Annotated in this window: 11 protein-coding genes; 2 read left to right on the top strand and 9 right to left on the bottom strand. The window is 68.8% G+C overall.

Annotated features, from left to right (window positions below; translation table 11 throughout):
- The 5 genes from odhB to mdh all read right to left on the bottom strand — a co-directional run bounded on the left by odhB (position 1) and on the right by mdh (position 7,644).
- Positions 1-1,248 carry a 2-oxoglutarate dehydrogenase complex dihydrolipoyllysine-residue succinyltransferase gene (odhB, locus tag DEW08_RS16525; RefSeq protein ID WP_109328939.1) on the bottom strand — a complete coding sequence of 416 codons (1,248 nt, stop codon included), beginning with the start codon at positions 1,246-1,248 and terminating at the stop codon, positions 1-3.
- 40 nt (positions 1,249-1,288) lie between these two features.
- Positions 1,289-4,186: a 2-oxoglutarate dehydrogenase E1 component gene (locus DEW08_RS16520; protein ID WP_109328937.1), complete on the bottom strand. Its 2,898-nt coding sequence runs from the start codon at positions 4,184-4,186 to the stop codon at positions 1,289-1,291.
- 175 nt (positions 4,187-4,361) lie between these two features.
- A complete protein-coding gene (gene sucD, locus DEW08_RS16515; protein ID WP_109328935.1) occupies positions 4,362-5,237 on the bottom strand; it encodes a succinate--CoA ligase subunit alpha in 876 nt (291 codons plus the stop codon).
- A 1-nt stretch (position 5,238) separates the two neighbouring features.
- Positions 5,239-6,435, bottom strand: a complete 1,197-nt coding sequence (gene sucC / locus DEW08_RS16510; protein ID WP_109328933.1) for an ADP-forming succinate--CoA ligase subunit beta — start codon at positions 6,433-6,435, stop codon at positions 5,239-5,241.
- Between the two features lie 243 nt (positions 6,436-6,678).
- Entirely contained in the window at positions 6,679-7,644 is a 966-nt protein-coding gene (gene mdh, locus DEW08_RS16505; RefSeq protein ID WP_109328931.1) for a malate dehydrogenase, read from the bottom strand.
- Positions 7,645-7,920: 276 nt separating this feature from the next.
- On the opposite strand from mdh, the gene DEW08_RS16500 reads away from it, so the two are divergent.
- Positions 7,921-8,394 carry a hypothetical protein gene (locus DEW08_RS16500; RefSeq protein ID WP_109328929.1) on the top strand — a complete coding sequence of 158 codons (474 nt, stop codon included), beginning with the start codon at positions 7,921-7,923 and terminating at the stop codon, positions 8,392-8,394.
- A 10-nt stretch (positions 8,395-8,404) separates the two neighbouring features.
- Here the strand turns inward: DEW08_RS16500 and DEW08_RS16495 are convergent, their stop codons facing one another.
- The 4 genes from DEW08_RS16495 to DEW08_RS16485 form a co-directional block, all read right to left on the bottom strand.
- Positions 8,405-9,625 (bottom strand): DUF2336 domain-containing protein, encoded by a 1,221-nt coding sequence (locus tag DEW08_RS16495; RefSeq protein WP_245986343.1) that lies wholly within the window; start codon positions 9,623-9,625, stop codon positions 8,405-8,407.
- An 88-nt stretch (positions 9,626-9,713) separates the two neighbouring features.
- A complete protein-coding gene (locus tag DEW08_RS32495; protein ID WP_245986342.1) occupies positions 9,714-9,854 on the bottom strand; it encodes a hypothetical protein in 141 nt (46 codons plus the stop codon).
- Positions 9,854-10,663 (bottom strand): hypothetical protein, encoded by an 810-nt coding sequence (locus DEW08_RS16490; protein WP_245986341.1) that lies wholly within the window; start codon positions 10,661-10,663, stop codon positions 9,854-9,856. Before DEW08_RS16490 ends, DEW08_RS32495 begins: the two co-directional genes overlap by 1 nt.
- 438 nt (positions 10,664-11,101) lie before the next feature.
- Complete coding sequence (locus DEW08_RS16485; RefSeq protein ID WP_109328927.1) at positions 11,102-12,670, bottom strand: lysine--tRNA ligase; 1,569 nt, start codon at positions 12,668-12,670, stop codon at positions 11,102-11,104.
- A gap of 561 nt (positions 12,671-13,231) precedes the next feature.
- Between DEW08_RS16485 and DEW08_RS16480 the strand changes: the two genes are divergently transcribed.
- On the top strand, positions 13,232-13,555 hold the full coding sequence (locus tag DEW08_RS16480) for a DMT family transporter (protein ID WP_109328924.1): 324 nt from the start codon (positions 13,232-13,234) through the stop codon (positions 13,553-13,555).
- The last annotated feature ends 193 nt before the right edge of the window (positions 13,556-13,748 follow it).

Below are 13,748 nucleotides of genomic sequence, written 5' to 3'. Positions count from 1 at the left end.
TCAGACGTCCAGCAGCAGCCGGCGCGGATCCTCGATGCACTCCTTGATGCGGACGAGGAAGGTGACCGCTTCCTTGCCGTCGATGATGCGGTGGTCGTAGGACAGCGCCAGGTACATCATCGGACGGACCTCGACCTTGCCGTTGACCACGACCGCGCGGTCCATGGTCTTGTGCATGCCGAGGATGGCCGACTGCGGCGGGTTGATGATCGGGGTCGACATCAGCGAGCCGTAGACGCCGCCGTTCGAGATGGTGAAGGTGCCGCCGGTCAGCTCGTCCATCGACAGCTTGCCGTCGCGGCCCTTCTTGCCCAGCTCGCCGATCTTCGCCTCGATGTCGGCGAAGCCCATCTTGTCGGCGTCGCGGACGATCGGAACCACCAGGCCCTGCGGCGTGCCGACGGCGACGCCGATGTCATAGTAGTTCTTGTAGACGATGTCGGTGCCGTCGATCTCGGCGTTGACGGCCGGGATCTCCTTCAGCGCCTGGATGGCGGCCTTCACGAAGAAGGACATGAAGCCGAGCCGCACCTTGTGGCGCTTCTCGAAGTAGTCCTTGTACTCGTTGCGCAGCGCCATGACGTTGGTCATGTCCACCTCGTTGAAGGTGGTCAGCATGGCGGCGCTGTTCTGCGCCTCCTTCAGGCGCTCGGCGATGCGCTGGCGCAGGCGGGTCATGCGGACCCGCTCCTCCTGCGCCGCCCGCGGACGCTCGCCCTGGGTGCCGGCGGCCCACTGGAACTTCGGCGCCGGGGCGGCGGCCGGAGCGGCGGCGGCCGGGGCCGGCTTCTTCGCCGCCTCCAGCACGTCGCCCTTGGTGATGCGGCCGTCCTTGCCGGTGCCGGCGATGGAGCCGGCATCGACGCCGGTCTCGGCGACCAGCTTGCGGGCGGCCGGACCGGACTCGGCGAGGCCGGCGGCACCGGCGGCCGGCGCCGGGGCGGCGACCGGGGCCGGGGCCGCCGCCGCCGGGGCGGCGGCCTTGGCCGGAGCGGGAGCGGCGGCGGCGGCACCCTCGGCGATCACGCCGAGCAGGGCGCCGACGCCGACGTTCGAGCCTTCCGGAGCCACGATCTCCGACAGGGTGCCGGCGGCCGGGGCGTTGACCTCCAGCGTGACCTTGTCGGTCTCCAGCTCGACCAGCGGCTCGTCGGCGGCGACCGGCTGGCCGGCCTGCTTCAGCCAGCGGGCGACGGTGGCCTCGGAGACCGACTCACCCAGCGTGGGGACCTTGATTTCGGTAGCCATTGAATCCTCTTTCTTTTCTTGTTCGCTCGGGTGAACCGGCTCAGCGGACGGTGAGCGCGTCGTCGATCAGCTTGGCCTGCTCCTGGTTGTGCCGCTTGAGCAGACCGGTGGCGGGCGAGGCGGACGCCGGGCGGCCGACATAGACCGGGCGGCCGGCCTTGTGCTCCGTCGACTTCAGGCAGGTCTCCAGCCGGCGGTCGACGAAGGTCCAGTAGCCCTGGTTCTCCGGCTCCTCCTGGCACCAGACCAGATCGGCGTTCGGGTACTTGGCGAACTCCTCGGTCAGCGACGCGCGGGGGAACGGATAGAGCTGCTCCAGGCGCAGGATCACCACGTCCTTGATGCCGCGGCTGATGCGCTCCTGCAGCAGGTCGTAATAGACCTTGCCGGTGCACACCACGATCCGGCGGATCTGGTCGTTCGGCAGCAGGTCGGCCGCCGTCTCGCCCAGCACGCGGTGGAAATGCGTGCCCTCGGCCATCTCCGCCAGGTTGGAGACGCAGAGCTTGTGGCGCAGCAGCGACTTCGGCGTGAACAGAACCAGCGGCTTGCGGAAGGTCCGGCGGATCTGCCGGCGGAAGACGTGGAACAGGTTCGCCGGGGTCGTGACGTTGCAGATCTGCCAGTTGTCCTCGGCCGACATCTGCAGGAAGCGCTCCGGGCGGGCCGAGGAGTGCTCGGGGCCCTGGCCTTCGTAGCCATGCGGCAGCAGCAGCACCAGGCCGGACATGCGCAGCCACTTGGACTCGCCCGACGAGATGAACTGGTCGATGATGGTCTGCGCGGTGTTGGCGAAGTCGCCGAACTGCGCCTCCCACAGGATCAGGCTGTGCGGCTCGGCCAGCGAATAGCCGTACTCGTAGCCCACGACGGCGGCCTCCGACAGCGGGCTGTCATGCACCTCGAACGGGGCCTGGTCCGGACGCAGGTGGGTCAGCGGGACGTACTTGGCCTCGGTGTTCTGGTCGTACATCACCGCATGGCGGTGCGAGAAGGTGCCGCGGCCGGAATCCTGGCCGGACAGGCGCACGCCGTTGCCCTCGACCAGAAGCGTGGCGTAGGCCAGCGCCTCGGCGGTCGCCCAGTCGATGTTCTCGCCGCTCTCGATCGACTTCTTCTTGGCCTCGAGCTGGCGGGCGATCTTCGGGTTGATCGCGAAGTCCTTCGGATACTCGCAGAGCTTCAGCCCCAGCTCCTTCAGGACGTCGAGCTTCACGCCGGTGTTGCCGCGATGCTCGCTGTCGGCCGCCTGGGCCTCCAGCCCGCTCCACTTGCCCTCCAGCCAGTCGGCCTTGTTGGGCTTGTAGGTCGCGGACGCCTCGAACTCGCCTTCGAGCTTCTTCATGAAGTCCTGGACGATCTGGTCGCCCTCGGCCTCGGTGATGACGTTCTCTTCGACGAGCTGCTTGGCGTACAGCTCGCGCGTCGTCGCGTGGCTGCGGATCTTCTTGTACATGATGGGCTGGGTGAAGCCCGGCTCGTCACCCTCGTTGTGACCGTGGCGGCGGTAGCACACCATGTCGATCACGACGTCGCGCTTGAACTTCTGGCGGTACTCCACGGCGATGCGGCTGACATGGACCACCGCCTCGGGGTCGTCGCCGTTCACGTGGAAGATCGGCGCCTGCACCATCTTCGCCATGTCGGAGCAGTAGATGCCCGACCGCGAGTAGTGCGGGTTGGTGGTGAAGCCGATCTGGTTGTTGATGATGAAGTGGACGGTGCCGCCGGTGCGGTAGCCGCGCAGCTCCGACAGGCCCAGCGTCTCGGCCACGATGCCCTGGCCGGCGAAGGCGGCGTCGCCGTGGATCAGCACGCCCATCACCTGCTCGCGCTCCAGGTCGTGGCGCTGCTGCTGCTTGGCGCGGACCTTGCCGAGCACGACCGGGTTCACCCACTCCAGGTGCGAGGGGTTGGCGGTCAGCGACAGGTGGACGATGTTGCCGTTGAAGTCGCGGTCGGACGAGGTGCCGAGATGGTACTTCACGTCGCCCGAGCCCTGCACGTCCTGGGGGCTCGACGGGTTGCCCTGGAACTCGGAGAAGACGGCCGAGAAGGGCTTGCCCATGAAGTTGGTCAGCACGTTCAGACGGCCGCGGTGGGCCATGCCGAGCACCACTTCCTTCAGGCCGAGCTGGCCGCCGCGCTTCAGGATCTGCTCCAGCGCGGGGATCATCGACTCGCCGCCCTCAAGGCCGAAGCGCTTGGTGCCGGTGTACTTGAGCTGCAGGAACTTCTCGAACCCCTCGGCGGCGGTCAGGCGCTCCAGGATGGCGCGCTTGCCGTTGACCGTGAAGTCGGTGTGGTTGCGGCCGCTCTCGATGCGCTCCTGGATCCAGGCCTTCTCCTCCGGGTCCTGGATGTGCATGAACTCGACGCCGATCGTCCCGCAGTAGGTCTTGTGCAGGATGTCCAGGATCTGGCGCAGCGTCGCCGTCTCCAGGCCCAGCGAGTAGTTCAGGAAGATCGGCCGGTCGAGGTCGCCCGGGCCGAAGCCGTAGGTCGCCGGATCCAGCTCCGGGTGCGGCTCGCGCTTCTCCAGGCCCAGCGGGTCGAAATGCGCGTTCATGTGGCCGCGGACGCGGTAGACGCGGATCAGCATCAGCGCGCGGATGCTGTCGAGGGTCGCCGCGCGGAGCTGCTGGTGGCTGATGCCGCCGTAGACGTGCTGCGCGTGCGCGACCAGCGCGCCGTTGGACGGGCCGCCAAGGGCCGAGGCGGGTTCGTCGGCCGCGCCGTCCGCCCCGTCGCGCAGGGTCCAGGACGCGCCGCGCAGTTCGTCCAGCACGCTGCGCGTGTCGTCATCCAGCTCTTTGAAGAAACCGTTCCAGCTCGGATCCACCGAGGTGGGGTCCTGCAGGAAGCGTGCGTAGAGTTCGGCGACGTAACCGGCGTTCGATCCGAAGAGGAACGAGGTTTGCTCCAAATTTGCCGACATTGTTCTGCCTCGGGGTTCTGCCTCGGGCGCGGTGGCCCGGTTCCCTGTGGGTCGTCTTGTCTGGTGCGCCGTCACGGGACGGCCCACGGCTTCCTAGATGGGATGCCGCAGGCCGAAACCCATGGGCGGGGCTGTGCGGGGGAGCCTTGTCCCCGCGCATCGGCTCTGCCCCGGATCAGCCCTTGAAGATCTTGAGCATGGTTGATCCGAGGGAGGCGGGGCTGTCGGCGACGGTGATGCCTGCGGACTTCATGAACTCGATCTTGAAGTCTGCGGTGTCGTTGCCGCCGGAGATGACCGCGCCGGCATGGCCCATGCGGCGTCCCGGAGGGGCGGTGCGGCCGGCGATGAAGCCGACCACCGGCTTGGTGGTCTTGGAGTCCTTGATGAACTCCGCCCCCTTCACCTCGGCGTCGCCGCCGATCTCGCCGATCATGATGATCCCCTCGGTCTCCGGGTCCTTCAGGAACAGCTCCAGGCTGTCCACGAAGTTGGTCCCGTTCACCGGGTCGCCGCCGATGCCGATGCAGGTCGTCTGGCCCAGACCCGTCGCCGTCGTCTGCGCCACCGCCTCGTAGGTCAGCGTGCCCGAGCGCGACACGATGCCGATCCGGCCCCGCTTGTGGATGTGCCCCGGCATGATGCCGATCTTGCACTCGTCCGGCGTGATGATGCCCGGGCAGTTCGGACCGATCAGCCGCGTCTTCGAGCCGTTCAGCGCCCGCTTCACCCGCACCATGTCGAGCACCGGAATGCCCTCGGTGATGCACACCACCAGCGGGATCTCCGCGTCGATCGCCTCCAGGATGGCGTCCGCCGCAAAGGGCGGCGGCACGTAGATCACGCTGGCGTTCGCCCCGGTCTTCTCGACCGCGTCGGCCACCGTGTCGAACACCGGAAGGTCGAGGTGCTTGGTGCCGCCCTTGCCCGGCGTCACGCCGCCGACCATCTTCGTGCCGTAGGCGATCGCCTGCTCGGAATGGAAGGTGCCCTGCGCGCCGGTGAAGCCCTGGCAGATCACCTTGGTGTTCTTGTCGACGAGAACAGCCATCTCACGCGGCCTCCTTCACGGCCTTCACCACCTTCTCGGCGGCATCGGCGAGGTTGTCGGCCGACAGGATCGGCAGACCGGACTCGGCAAGGATCTTCTTGCCCAGATCGACGTTGGTGCCCTCCAGACGCACCACCAGCGGAACATGCAGCCGCACCTCGCGCGCCGCCGCCACCACGCCCTCCGCGATCACGTCGCAGCGCATGATGCCGCCGAAGATGTTGACCAGGATGCCCTCGACGTTGGGGTCGGACAGGATCAGCTTGAACGCCGCCGTCACCCGCTCCTTGGTGGCGCCGCCGCCGACGTCCAGGAAGTTGGCCGGCTCGCCGCCGTAGAGCTTGATGATGTCCATGGTCGCCATCGCCAGGCCGGCGCCGTTGACCATGCAGCCGATGTTGCCGTCCAGCTTGACGTAGTTGAGGCTGTGCTTGGCCGCCTCGATCTCCGCCGGGTCCTCCTCGGCCTCGTCGCGCAGCTCCTCGACGTCCTTGTGGCGGAACAGCGCGTTGTCGTCGAAGCTCATCTTGGCGTCGAGCGCCAGGATGTCGCCGCCGCCGGTGACGATCAGCGGGTTGATCTCGACGATCGAGCAGTCGAGCTCGATGAAGGCCTGGTAGGCGGCGGTGATGAAGCGGGCGGCCGCGCCGATCTGCTTGCCCTCCAGCCCGAGCGCGAAGGCGATCTTGCGGGTGTGGTAGCCCTGGATGCCGGTGGCCGGGTCGATGGCGACCTTGACGATCTTGTCGGGCGTGTTGTGGGCGACCTCCTCGATCTCCATGCCGCCCTCGGTCGAGGCGATCACGGTGACGCGGCCCGACGCGCGGTCGACCAGAAGGCCGAGATAAAGCTCGCGCTTGATGTCGGCCCCTTCCTCGACGTAGAGGCGCTTGACCTCGCGGCCCTCGGCGCCGGTCTGCTTGGTCACCAGCACGTGGCCCAGCATCTCGGCGGCATTCTTGCCGACCTCCTCGATCGACTTGACGACGCGCACGCCGCCCTTGCCCTCGGGATTGTCCTTGAAGCGCCCGGCCCCGCGGCCCCCGGCGTGGATCTGCGACTTCACGACCCACACAGGGCCGCCAAGCTCGCGCGCCACCGTCTCCGCCTCCTGCGGCGTGTACGCAACACCGCCGCGCGGAACCGCGACCCCGTACTTCTTCAATAGGCCCTTGGCCTGGTACTCATGGATGTTCATCGGGCGTCCATCTGTTTTTATTCGGCTGACGATTGGACCGACTGGCGATGGGCGGAAAGAGACGGCCAAGCGCTGACGGCGGCGTCTCGGGCCGCCATCATCCGGCGATGGGTCTGGTCCGGGGATTTCCTGTACCGTGCCGTCGCCGGATGACGAAACCTCCGGCCGGGGACTGCGACACCGGGGACGGGCGGTCCGTCCGCCCGGTGTCCGTCATCCGGCCGAAGCGCGCGCGAGTCCGCGTCAGGCGGACTTCTCGGCCTGCTGCTTCTTCACCACGTCGACGAGCTGCTTCACGGCGTTGACCGAGTTCTCGAACATCGCCTTCTCGTCGGCGTTCAGCTCGATCTCGACGATCTTCTCGACGCCGCCGGCGCCGATGATGACCGGGACGCCGACATACAGGTCGTTCTGGCCGTACTGGCCGGTCAGGTAGGCGGCGACCGGAACCAGGCGCTTCTGGTCCTTCAGGTAGGACTCGGCCATCTGGATCGCCGAGGCGGCCGGGGCGTAGAAGGCCGAGCCGGTCTTCAGCAGCTTGACGATCTCGGCGCCGCCGTCACGGGTGCGCTGCACGATGGCGTCCAGCTTCTCCTGGGTGGTCCAGCCCATCTTGACGAGGTCGGGCAGCGGGATGCCGGCGACGGTCGAGTAGCGGACGAGCGGGACCATGGTGTCGCCGTGGCCGCCCAGCACGAAGGCGGTGACGTCCTCGACCGACACGTTGAACTCTTCGGCCAGGAAGTAGCGGAAGCGGGCCGAGTCGAGCACGCCGGCCATGCCGACCACGCGCTCCGGCGGCAGGCCGGACGCCTGCTGCAGCACCCACACCATCACGTCCAGCGGGTTCGTGATGACGATGACGAAGGCGTTCGGGGCGTACTTCTTGATCGCCTCGCCGACGGTCTGGCAGACGCCGGTGTTGATGCCGATCAGGTCGTCGCGGCTCATGCCCGGCTTGCGCGGCACGCCGGCGGTGACGATCACGACGTCGGCGCCCTCGATGATCGAGTAGTCGTTGCCGCCGGTCAGGCTGGCGTTGAAGCCTTCGACCGGAGCGGTCTCGGCGAGGTCGAGCGCCTTGCCGGCCGGCATGCCCTCCGCGATGTCGAACAGCACGACATCGCCCAGTTCCTTCTGGGCAGCGAGCAGAGCCAGCGTGCCGCCGATCTGGCCGGCACCGACGAGCGCAATCTTCTTGCGAGCCATGGAGCGTTCCCTAAAACGTTGAGCGTCCCCCATTCAGCGGGAGACAGAACCGATGGTGTCCAAACGTCTTAGGGATCCAGCGCCCTGAGATTTCGAGCGGGTTCGTAGCGCGAATCCGCGGCGAGGGCAAGCGTGACCGCATCCGTTCGCCATCAGGGGGAGTCCCCTGCGGCCCGCCGCGGGGCGACGCCATTGCGCGGAAGGGGAGGCGTGTGATTGTATCCGGCGGAGAACGCCCGCTGCGCGAACCGTTGCATTTGTTGAGGGAGAAAGCCGATGCGCCGCCTCGTTGCCACCCTGGCCCTGTCCTCCGGTCTCGCCTGCGCGGCGGCCGGCGGGGCCTTGGGACAAACCGTCGCAGACTATGAGGCGGCGCTGTCCGCGGCCCAGATCGCCAGCCCGGCCTCGGCCGCCGACGTCTCCCGCTGCCTGCCGCTGGTGAACTACGTCTTCACCTCGATCCCCGACGAGGGCCGAGTCGCGGTGACGCTTCCGCTGATCGCGCTGGACGGCTCCGCCGTGCCCGGCAAGGAGGAGAAGCGCGAGGTCTGCGCCGCGGTGCGCAAGCAGGCGGTCATCTCCTTCGACAGCGGCAACGGCGAGGAGATCGTGACCCCGGCGAAGGCGCTCGACCCGCGCGACGCCAGGGGCCCCTACTACCGCGATCCCTCGCTGAGCGGGCCGAGCGGCGACGTGCTTGCCCCGCGCATGAACCGCAACCGGACCCAGGTTCCCGGCGCCGTCCAGTAACGCCGCCGCGTCACGCCCCGATGCCGTAGCGCGCGAGATGGCGCGCCATGGTGTCGGGGTCGATGGGATAGCCGGTGCCGGCCCGCGCGTTGATCATCGCCCGCGGCGCGATGCCGGCCGCCCGCGCCTGGACCTGCATGGCGCACCGCATCGAATAGCCGGCCTTCCAGACCAGCGCCGTCACCGCGTGGGCGTCATGGGCGCCGAGCACGAGGTCCACCACCTCCGGCGCCACGCCGCAGCGCAGGGCGAGAGCCATGCGCAGGAAGCCGGTCTCGTTCCACGACAGCGCATCGCCGATCGCCGTCTCGTCCAGCCGTCCCTCGCGATGCAGCCGGACGGCCCGGCGCTCCGGCGTCTCCTCGGGCGCGCGGCGCTCGACCCAGTCCACCCGGCGGCGGGTCGCCGCGGCGATCTCCGCCACCGTGGACTCGTCGAAATCGGTCCGGCCGCGCAGAAGCTCGACCACCGACAGCTCCACGAACCCGGCGAGCCGCAGCGCCAGCCGCGGCGGCAGGGAGGGGCGGCGGGCGAGGCTGGCCTGCCAGTCCGGGCGGCGCACGGCCTGCTCGATCAGGGAGGCCAGGGTCGGTTCGGCGATCACGGCGCCGCTGTTGTCCAGCAGCAGGCCCGTCGCCTCGGCGTCGCCGGTCCCGGCGATGGCGTCGGACACCGGCGCGCTGACATGGGGCCGCCGGGCGATGGCGGCGAGCGCCCAGCCGGCCGGCCCGTCCGCCAGGATGGCCAGCAGGTCCTCGTCGGTCAGGGCGGCGCAGCAGCGCAGGACCGGCTCCGCCACCGTGCGCTCCGCGTCCCGGGCGAGCTGCCGGACCACCGACGGCGGGGCGCAGGCGACATCCTTGATCGACGAGGCCAGCGCCTCCCTCACCCGCAGGACATGGTCGCGGGCAAGCTGCTCCAGGGCCCGCACGGTGACCGCCGTCACGGCGTCGCGCCCGTCCGCCGGCAAGCCGGGCAGCAGCCGGCAGAGCCGGCGCGCCAGCGTCGAGCGGACGTCGGCATCGCCCATCCCGGCCAGCCGGGAGTCGACCAGCGCATCCCCGACCTGCCGGGCCACCGCCGTTCCCGCCGCGGCGCGGCGCGGGGCGGCCGGGCCGCCCGGGTCGGCGAACAGGTATTCCAGCTCGTCCGCCGGGACGCCGCCGTCCGCGGAGGGGGTTGGAAGGGCGCCGGCGGGAAGCGGGCCGGCTATGGAGCGCCGGACAGTCACGGCGTCGCGGTCCTCCGGTTGAAACTCTGTCCATACAGAACGCGCGGCGGGTTAACAGGGGGCTAATACCGCCGGCCCCGCGTCCGGATCAGCGCTTGCCCGCGGGCGCGGCCCCCAGCATGCAGCGCTGGGCGAGCATGGAGCGGCCGGGGCGCCGGGCGCCGCCGATCGACTGGACCGGCAGCGACTGCTCCAGCCGGTGCCGGTCGAACTGGTCGAAGATCCGCATCAGCGCCTCCGCCGTGCCCTCGCCGTAGCGCACGTCGATCCGCGCCCGGTCGAGCTCGCTGCCCAGCGCGCCGCGCAGCCGGCCGAACATCGTCTCGAACAGCAGGTCGAAATGCTCGTCGGTGAAGACGAAGCGCCGTTCCGCAGCCGGTCGATCATCCGGCGGACCACGGTCTGGCGCTGCAGGTGGAACTGCCGGAAGCGCAGCATCACCCGCACGAACATCGCGTCGGCCAGCACCGCCAGCGCCTGCTGCCGGGCGATGCGCTGCCAGACCACCGCGTCGCGGTCGCTGCCGATCTGGGTGTAGAGGGCGATGGCGTCGCCGTTCATCGCCTCCCACTCCTTCTCGAAGAACAGGCCGGAGAGCGTCGCCTGCAGGCCGGGGGCGAGCAGCTTGGGAAACACCGCGCCGCTGACGGGATCGACGCTCTCCGGCAGTTTCAGCAGCACGCTCGAGAAGACGAGGCGGGTGACGAAGTCGCGCCGCCGGCCATCCGGGCGGAAGGCATCCGGCCGGGCCTCCTCGTCCCGTCCCGCCTCCGCCATGCCGCCGGCGAGGCCGCAGCCCTGGCAGGCGCGGGCGAACAGCGGCAGGGTCCGCGGCCATTGCGCGGTCATCAGGGCGACGGCGCGGTCGAACTCCTCCCGCGTCAGCACGCCCCTGGTCGAGAGCTGGGGCTGCAGCGCCTCCTGGAAGGTGTCGACCAGGGCCCGGGCGACCCGGTGATGGCGCAGGAACGGCGCCTCCTCCCCGGCCGGGGGCTCGCAGGCGGCGGCCGGCAGGCCGGGCAGACGGTCGCTGGGCATCGTGTCTTCCCGCGGCGGGTTGCGGATAAGGACAATTTATGGAGCTTTTTATCTTTCTCCGCTGTGACGGCCGTCACAGGTCCGCCCACCCGGTCGCCGTCCCGGCGGCGGCGAAAAAAAAGGCCGCATCCGAAGGGAGCGGCCTTTTGAGTCTAGGGAGGAAACGCACTGCAAAATGCAGTAACGGGGCAGAAGGTATGACCTTTCCCCGGCGTCCGGTACTACCAATTCGTCAAAGGTGCAGTGCGACCCTTGCATGACCGAAGGCAAAGCGGATCAGGATTGCCTGTTCCGCAGGCTGGAGATGCAGCCACCTGCCTGCATGGTAGTCAAACGCTCCGCCGATGGCCCCGGAAATTGTTTGGCATTACCGCAATTTGACCTGCAGAAACAGAAAAGGCGCCGTGCGGCGCCTTTCCGTTTGCAACGAGGACTTGCTCAGGCCGCCAGTTTTCCTGCGATCAGCGCCTTCGTCTCCTCCAGGCCGTAGAGCTGGATGAAGGAGCCCATCCGCGGGCCGGTGGTCTGGCCCAGCAGGATCTCGTAGAGCGCCTGGAACCAGGCCCGCAGCTCGGTGAAGCCATGGGTCTTGCCGACCTCGAACACCTCGTTCTGGATCGCCTCGGCCGTGGCGTCGGCCGGCAGACCGCCCAGCTTGGCGAGCAGGTCCTGCAGGGCCGCCCGCTCGGCCTCGGTCGGGGCGCGGTACTGCTTGGTCGGCTTCACCTGGTCCTGGTAGTAGCGGACGGCATAGCCGACCAGCTTGTCGAGGAAGGGGCTGTTCTCCGGCGTCGCCTCGGGGGCGTAGCGGCTGATGAAGCCCCACATGACGTCCTTGGTCTCCGCGTTCGCCGCGCCGGCGAGGTTGAGGAGCAGGTTGAACGACACGTCGGAGCGCACCGCCGGCGGCTTGCCGTCATGGATGTGCCAGGCCGGGTTCTCGATCTGCTTGGCCGGCTCCTCCGCCGGGAACCTGGCGACGAAGGCGAGGTACTCGTCGACCGCCCGCGGAATGACGTCGAAGTAGAGCCGCTTGGCCGACTTCGGCTTCTGGAACATGTAGAGCGCCAGGCTTTCCGGCGGGGCGTAGGCCAGCCATTCCTCCATGGTCAGGCCGTTGCCCTTGGACTTGGAGATCTTCTGGCCCTTGTCGTCGAGGAAGAGCTCGTAGTTGAAGCCCTCCGGCGGGGTGGAGCCGAGGATCCGGCAGATCTTGCCCGCCAGCTCGACCGAGGGGATCAGGTCCTTGCCCGACATCTCGTAATCGACGCCCAGCGCGTGCCAGCGCATGCCCCAGTCGGGCTTCCACTGCAGCTTCACATGGCCGCCGGTGACCGGCAGCTCCACCTTCCGGCCGTCCTCGTCCTGGAAGACGATGGTGCCGGCGTCGACGTCGCGCTCCAGCACCGGGACCTGCAGCACGCGGCCGGTGGAGGGCGAGACGGGAAGGAAGGGGCTGTAGGTCGCCCGCCGCTCCTCGCCGAGCGTCGGCAGCATCACCGCCATGATCTCGTCATAGCGGCGCAGCACGCCGAGCAGCGCCTCGTCGAAGCGGCCGGACTTGTACCAGTCGGTGGAGGACTGGAACTCGTACTCGAAGCCGAAGCTGTCGAGGAAGGCGCGCAGCCGGGCGTTGTTGTGGGCGCCGAAGCTGTCGTGGGTGCCGAACGGGTCCGGCACCTGGGTCAGCGGCTTGCCGAGGTTGGCGGCCACGAGATCCTTGTTCGGGACGTTGTCCGGGACCTTGCGCAGCCCGTCCATGTCGTCCGAGAAGCAGAAGAGCTTGGTCGGGATGTCGCTCATCCGCTGGAAGGCCTGGCGCACCATGGTGGTCCGCGCCACCTCGCCGAAGGTGCCGATGTGCGGCAGGCCCGAGGGGCCGTAGCCCGTCTCGAACAGGACATAGCCTTTGGCGGGCGGCGCCTTCGCGAAGCGCGCGGCCAGTTTGCGCGCCTCCTCGAACGGCCAAGCCTTCGCCTGCAATGCCAAATCCCGTTCGCCGGTCATCGTCGGACCCTTTCAACACCCGATAAGGAAGGAAACGCCGGACCCTAGGGCGGGCGGGCCGTCGCGTCAACTGGAGCCCGCGGCCGGAGTCGTCCGCGCCGCCGGTGCCGGGCGTCGCGCGACGGGCCGGGCGTCTTGCAGCGGATTGTGCGGAGACCATTTCCCGCACAATGGTGCCGAAGCGGGGTTTCCGGTTCCGGATCAACGGCTTGTCCGGGACCATTCGCCCGCATCCATCGTGCGCCCTCTGCACAATCCCAATCGCACCGGGCCACCCGCACCGGGCCACCCGCACCGGGCCGCCTGCACCCGGGTGCCACGGCCTGTCCCGCGACATGGCGGGACCGCCGGCCCGACGACGCCGGGCGGGGAGGATCATGGTGCGGGCGATGATCGCCGCAGTCTAGCGGGGCGCTTCGGACGGAGCAAGAACGCAAGCGGAACGATGCCCCGCGCTTCCATGGCCGGACAGGCCGGCGTCTCGGGCTGCAAAGGACGCACTTGCCGAACGCCCCGCCGCGGTCCCATGGTGCCGGCGCAACACGAGCTTGGATCGCCCCCATGAGCTGGCTTTACCTGACCCTCGCCATCCTGTTCGAAATCGTCGGCACCTCGGCCCTGAAGCTGTCGGACGGCATGACGCGGCTGTGGCCGGCGGCGACGGTGGTGGTCTGCTACGTCGCGGCCTTCGGCCTGCTGGCCCAGGCGCTGCGGACGATCGAGGTGGGCGTCGCCTATGCGGTCTGGTCGGCGGCCGGCACCGCGGCCATCGCCGCAATCGGCATCCTGCTGTTCGGCGAGGAGCTCTCGCTGATGAAGGTGGCGGGCATCCTGCTGATCGTCGCCGGCGTCGTCAGCCTGAATCTGGCGGGCGGACACGCCTGAGATCAACCAAAGGTGACGAATTCTTAAAGGCAGGTAAGTAAACGGCCCGTAACCTTACAAAGACCATGGAAATGCCCGGAGAGCTTGGCTAGCGTCCTTCCATCACCGCCGACTATCCGGATCCCGTGGTCATGGAGAATACTCAAGCCGCCGTTCTTGGCCATCGTCTGGGCCATGCCACCTCCGGGGAGGT

The organism is Azospirillum thermophilum (genome assembly GCF_003130795.1).
Taxonomy (GTDB): Bacteria; Pseudomonadota; Alphaproteobacteria; order Azospirillales; family Azospirillaceae; genus Azospirillum; species Azospirillum thermophilum.
Note: the sequence above shows the minus strand (reverse complement) of the source record. Positions and strands in the feature narration are given on the sequence as shown.

What these genes read in the sequence shown, in the direction of transcription:
- odhB (WP_109328939.1), bottom strand. Translation starts at nt 1,248, where the DNA reads ATGGCTACCGAAATCAAGGTCCCCACGCTGGGTGAGTCGGTCTCCGAG.
- DEW08_RS16520 (WP_109328937.1), bottom strand. Translation starts at nt 4,186, where the DNA reads ATGTCGGCAAATTTGGAGCAAACCTCGTTCCTCTTCGGATCGAACGCC.
- sucD (WP_109328935.1), bottom strand. Translation starts at nt 5,237, where the DNA reads ATGGCTGTTCTCGTCGACAAGAACACCAAGGTGATCTGCCAGGGCTTC.
- sucC (WP_109328933.1), bottom strand. Translation starts at nt 6,435, where the DNA reads ATGAACATCCATGAGTACCAGGCCAAGGGCCTATTGAAGAAGTACGGG.
- mdh (WP_109328931.1), bottom strand. Translation starts at nt 7,644, where the DNA reads ATGGCTCGCAAGAAGATTGCGCTCGTCGGTGCCGGCCAGATCGGCGGC.
- DEW08_RS16500 (WP_109328929.1), top strand. Translation starts at nt 7,921, where the DNA reads ATGCGCCGCCTCGTTGCCACCCTGGCCCTGTCCTCCGGTCTCGCCTGC.
- DEW08_RS32495 (WP_245986342.1), bottom strand. Translation starts at nt 9,854, where the DNA reads ATGCGGATCTTCGACCAGTTCGACCGGCACCGGCTGGAGCAGTCGCTG.
- DEW08_RS16490 (WP_245986341.1), bottom strand. Translation starts at nt 10,663, where the DNA reads ATGCCCAGCGACCGTCTGCCCGGCCTGCCGGCCGCCGCCTGCGAGCCC.
- DEW08_RS16485 (WP_109328927.1), bottom strand. Translation starts at nt 12,670, where the DNA reads ATGACCGGCGAACGGGATTTGGCATTGCAGGCGAAGGCTTGGCCGTTC.
- DEW08_RS16480 (WP_109328924.1), top strand. Translation starts at nt 13,232, where the DNA reads ATGAGCTGGCTTTACCTGACCCTCGCCATCCTGTTCGAAATCGTCGGC.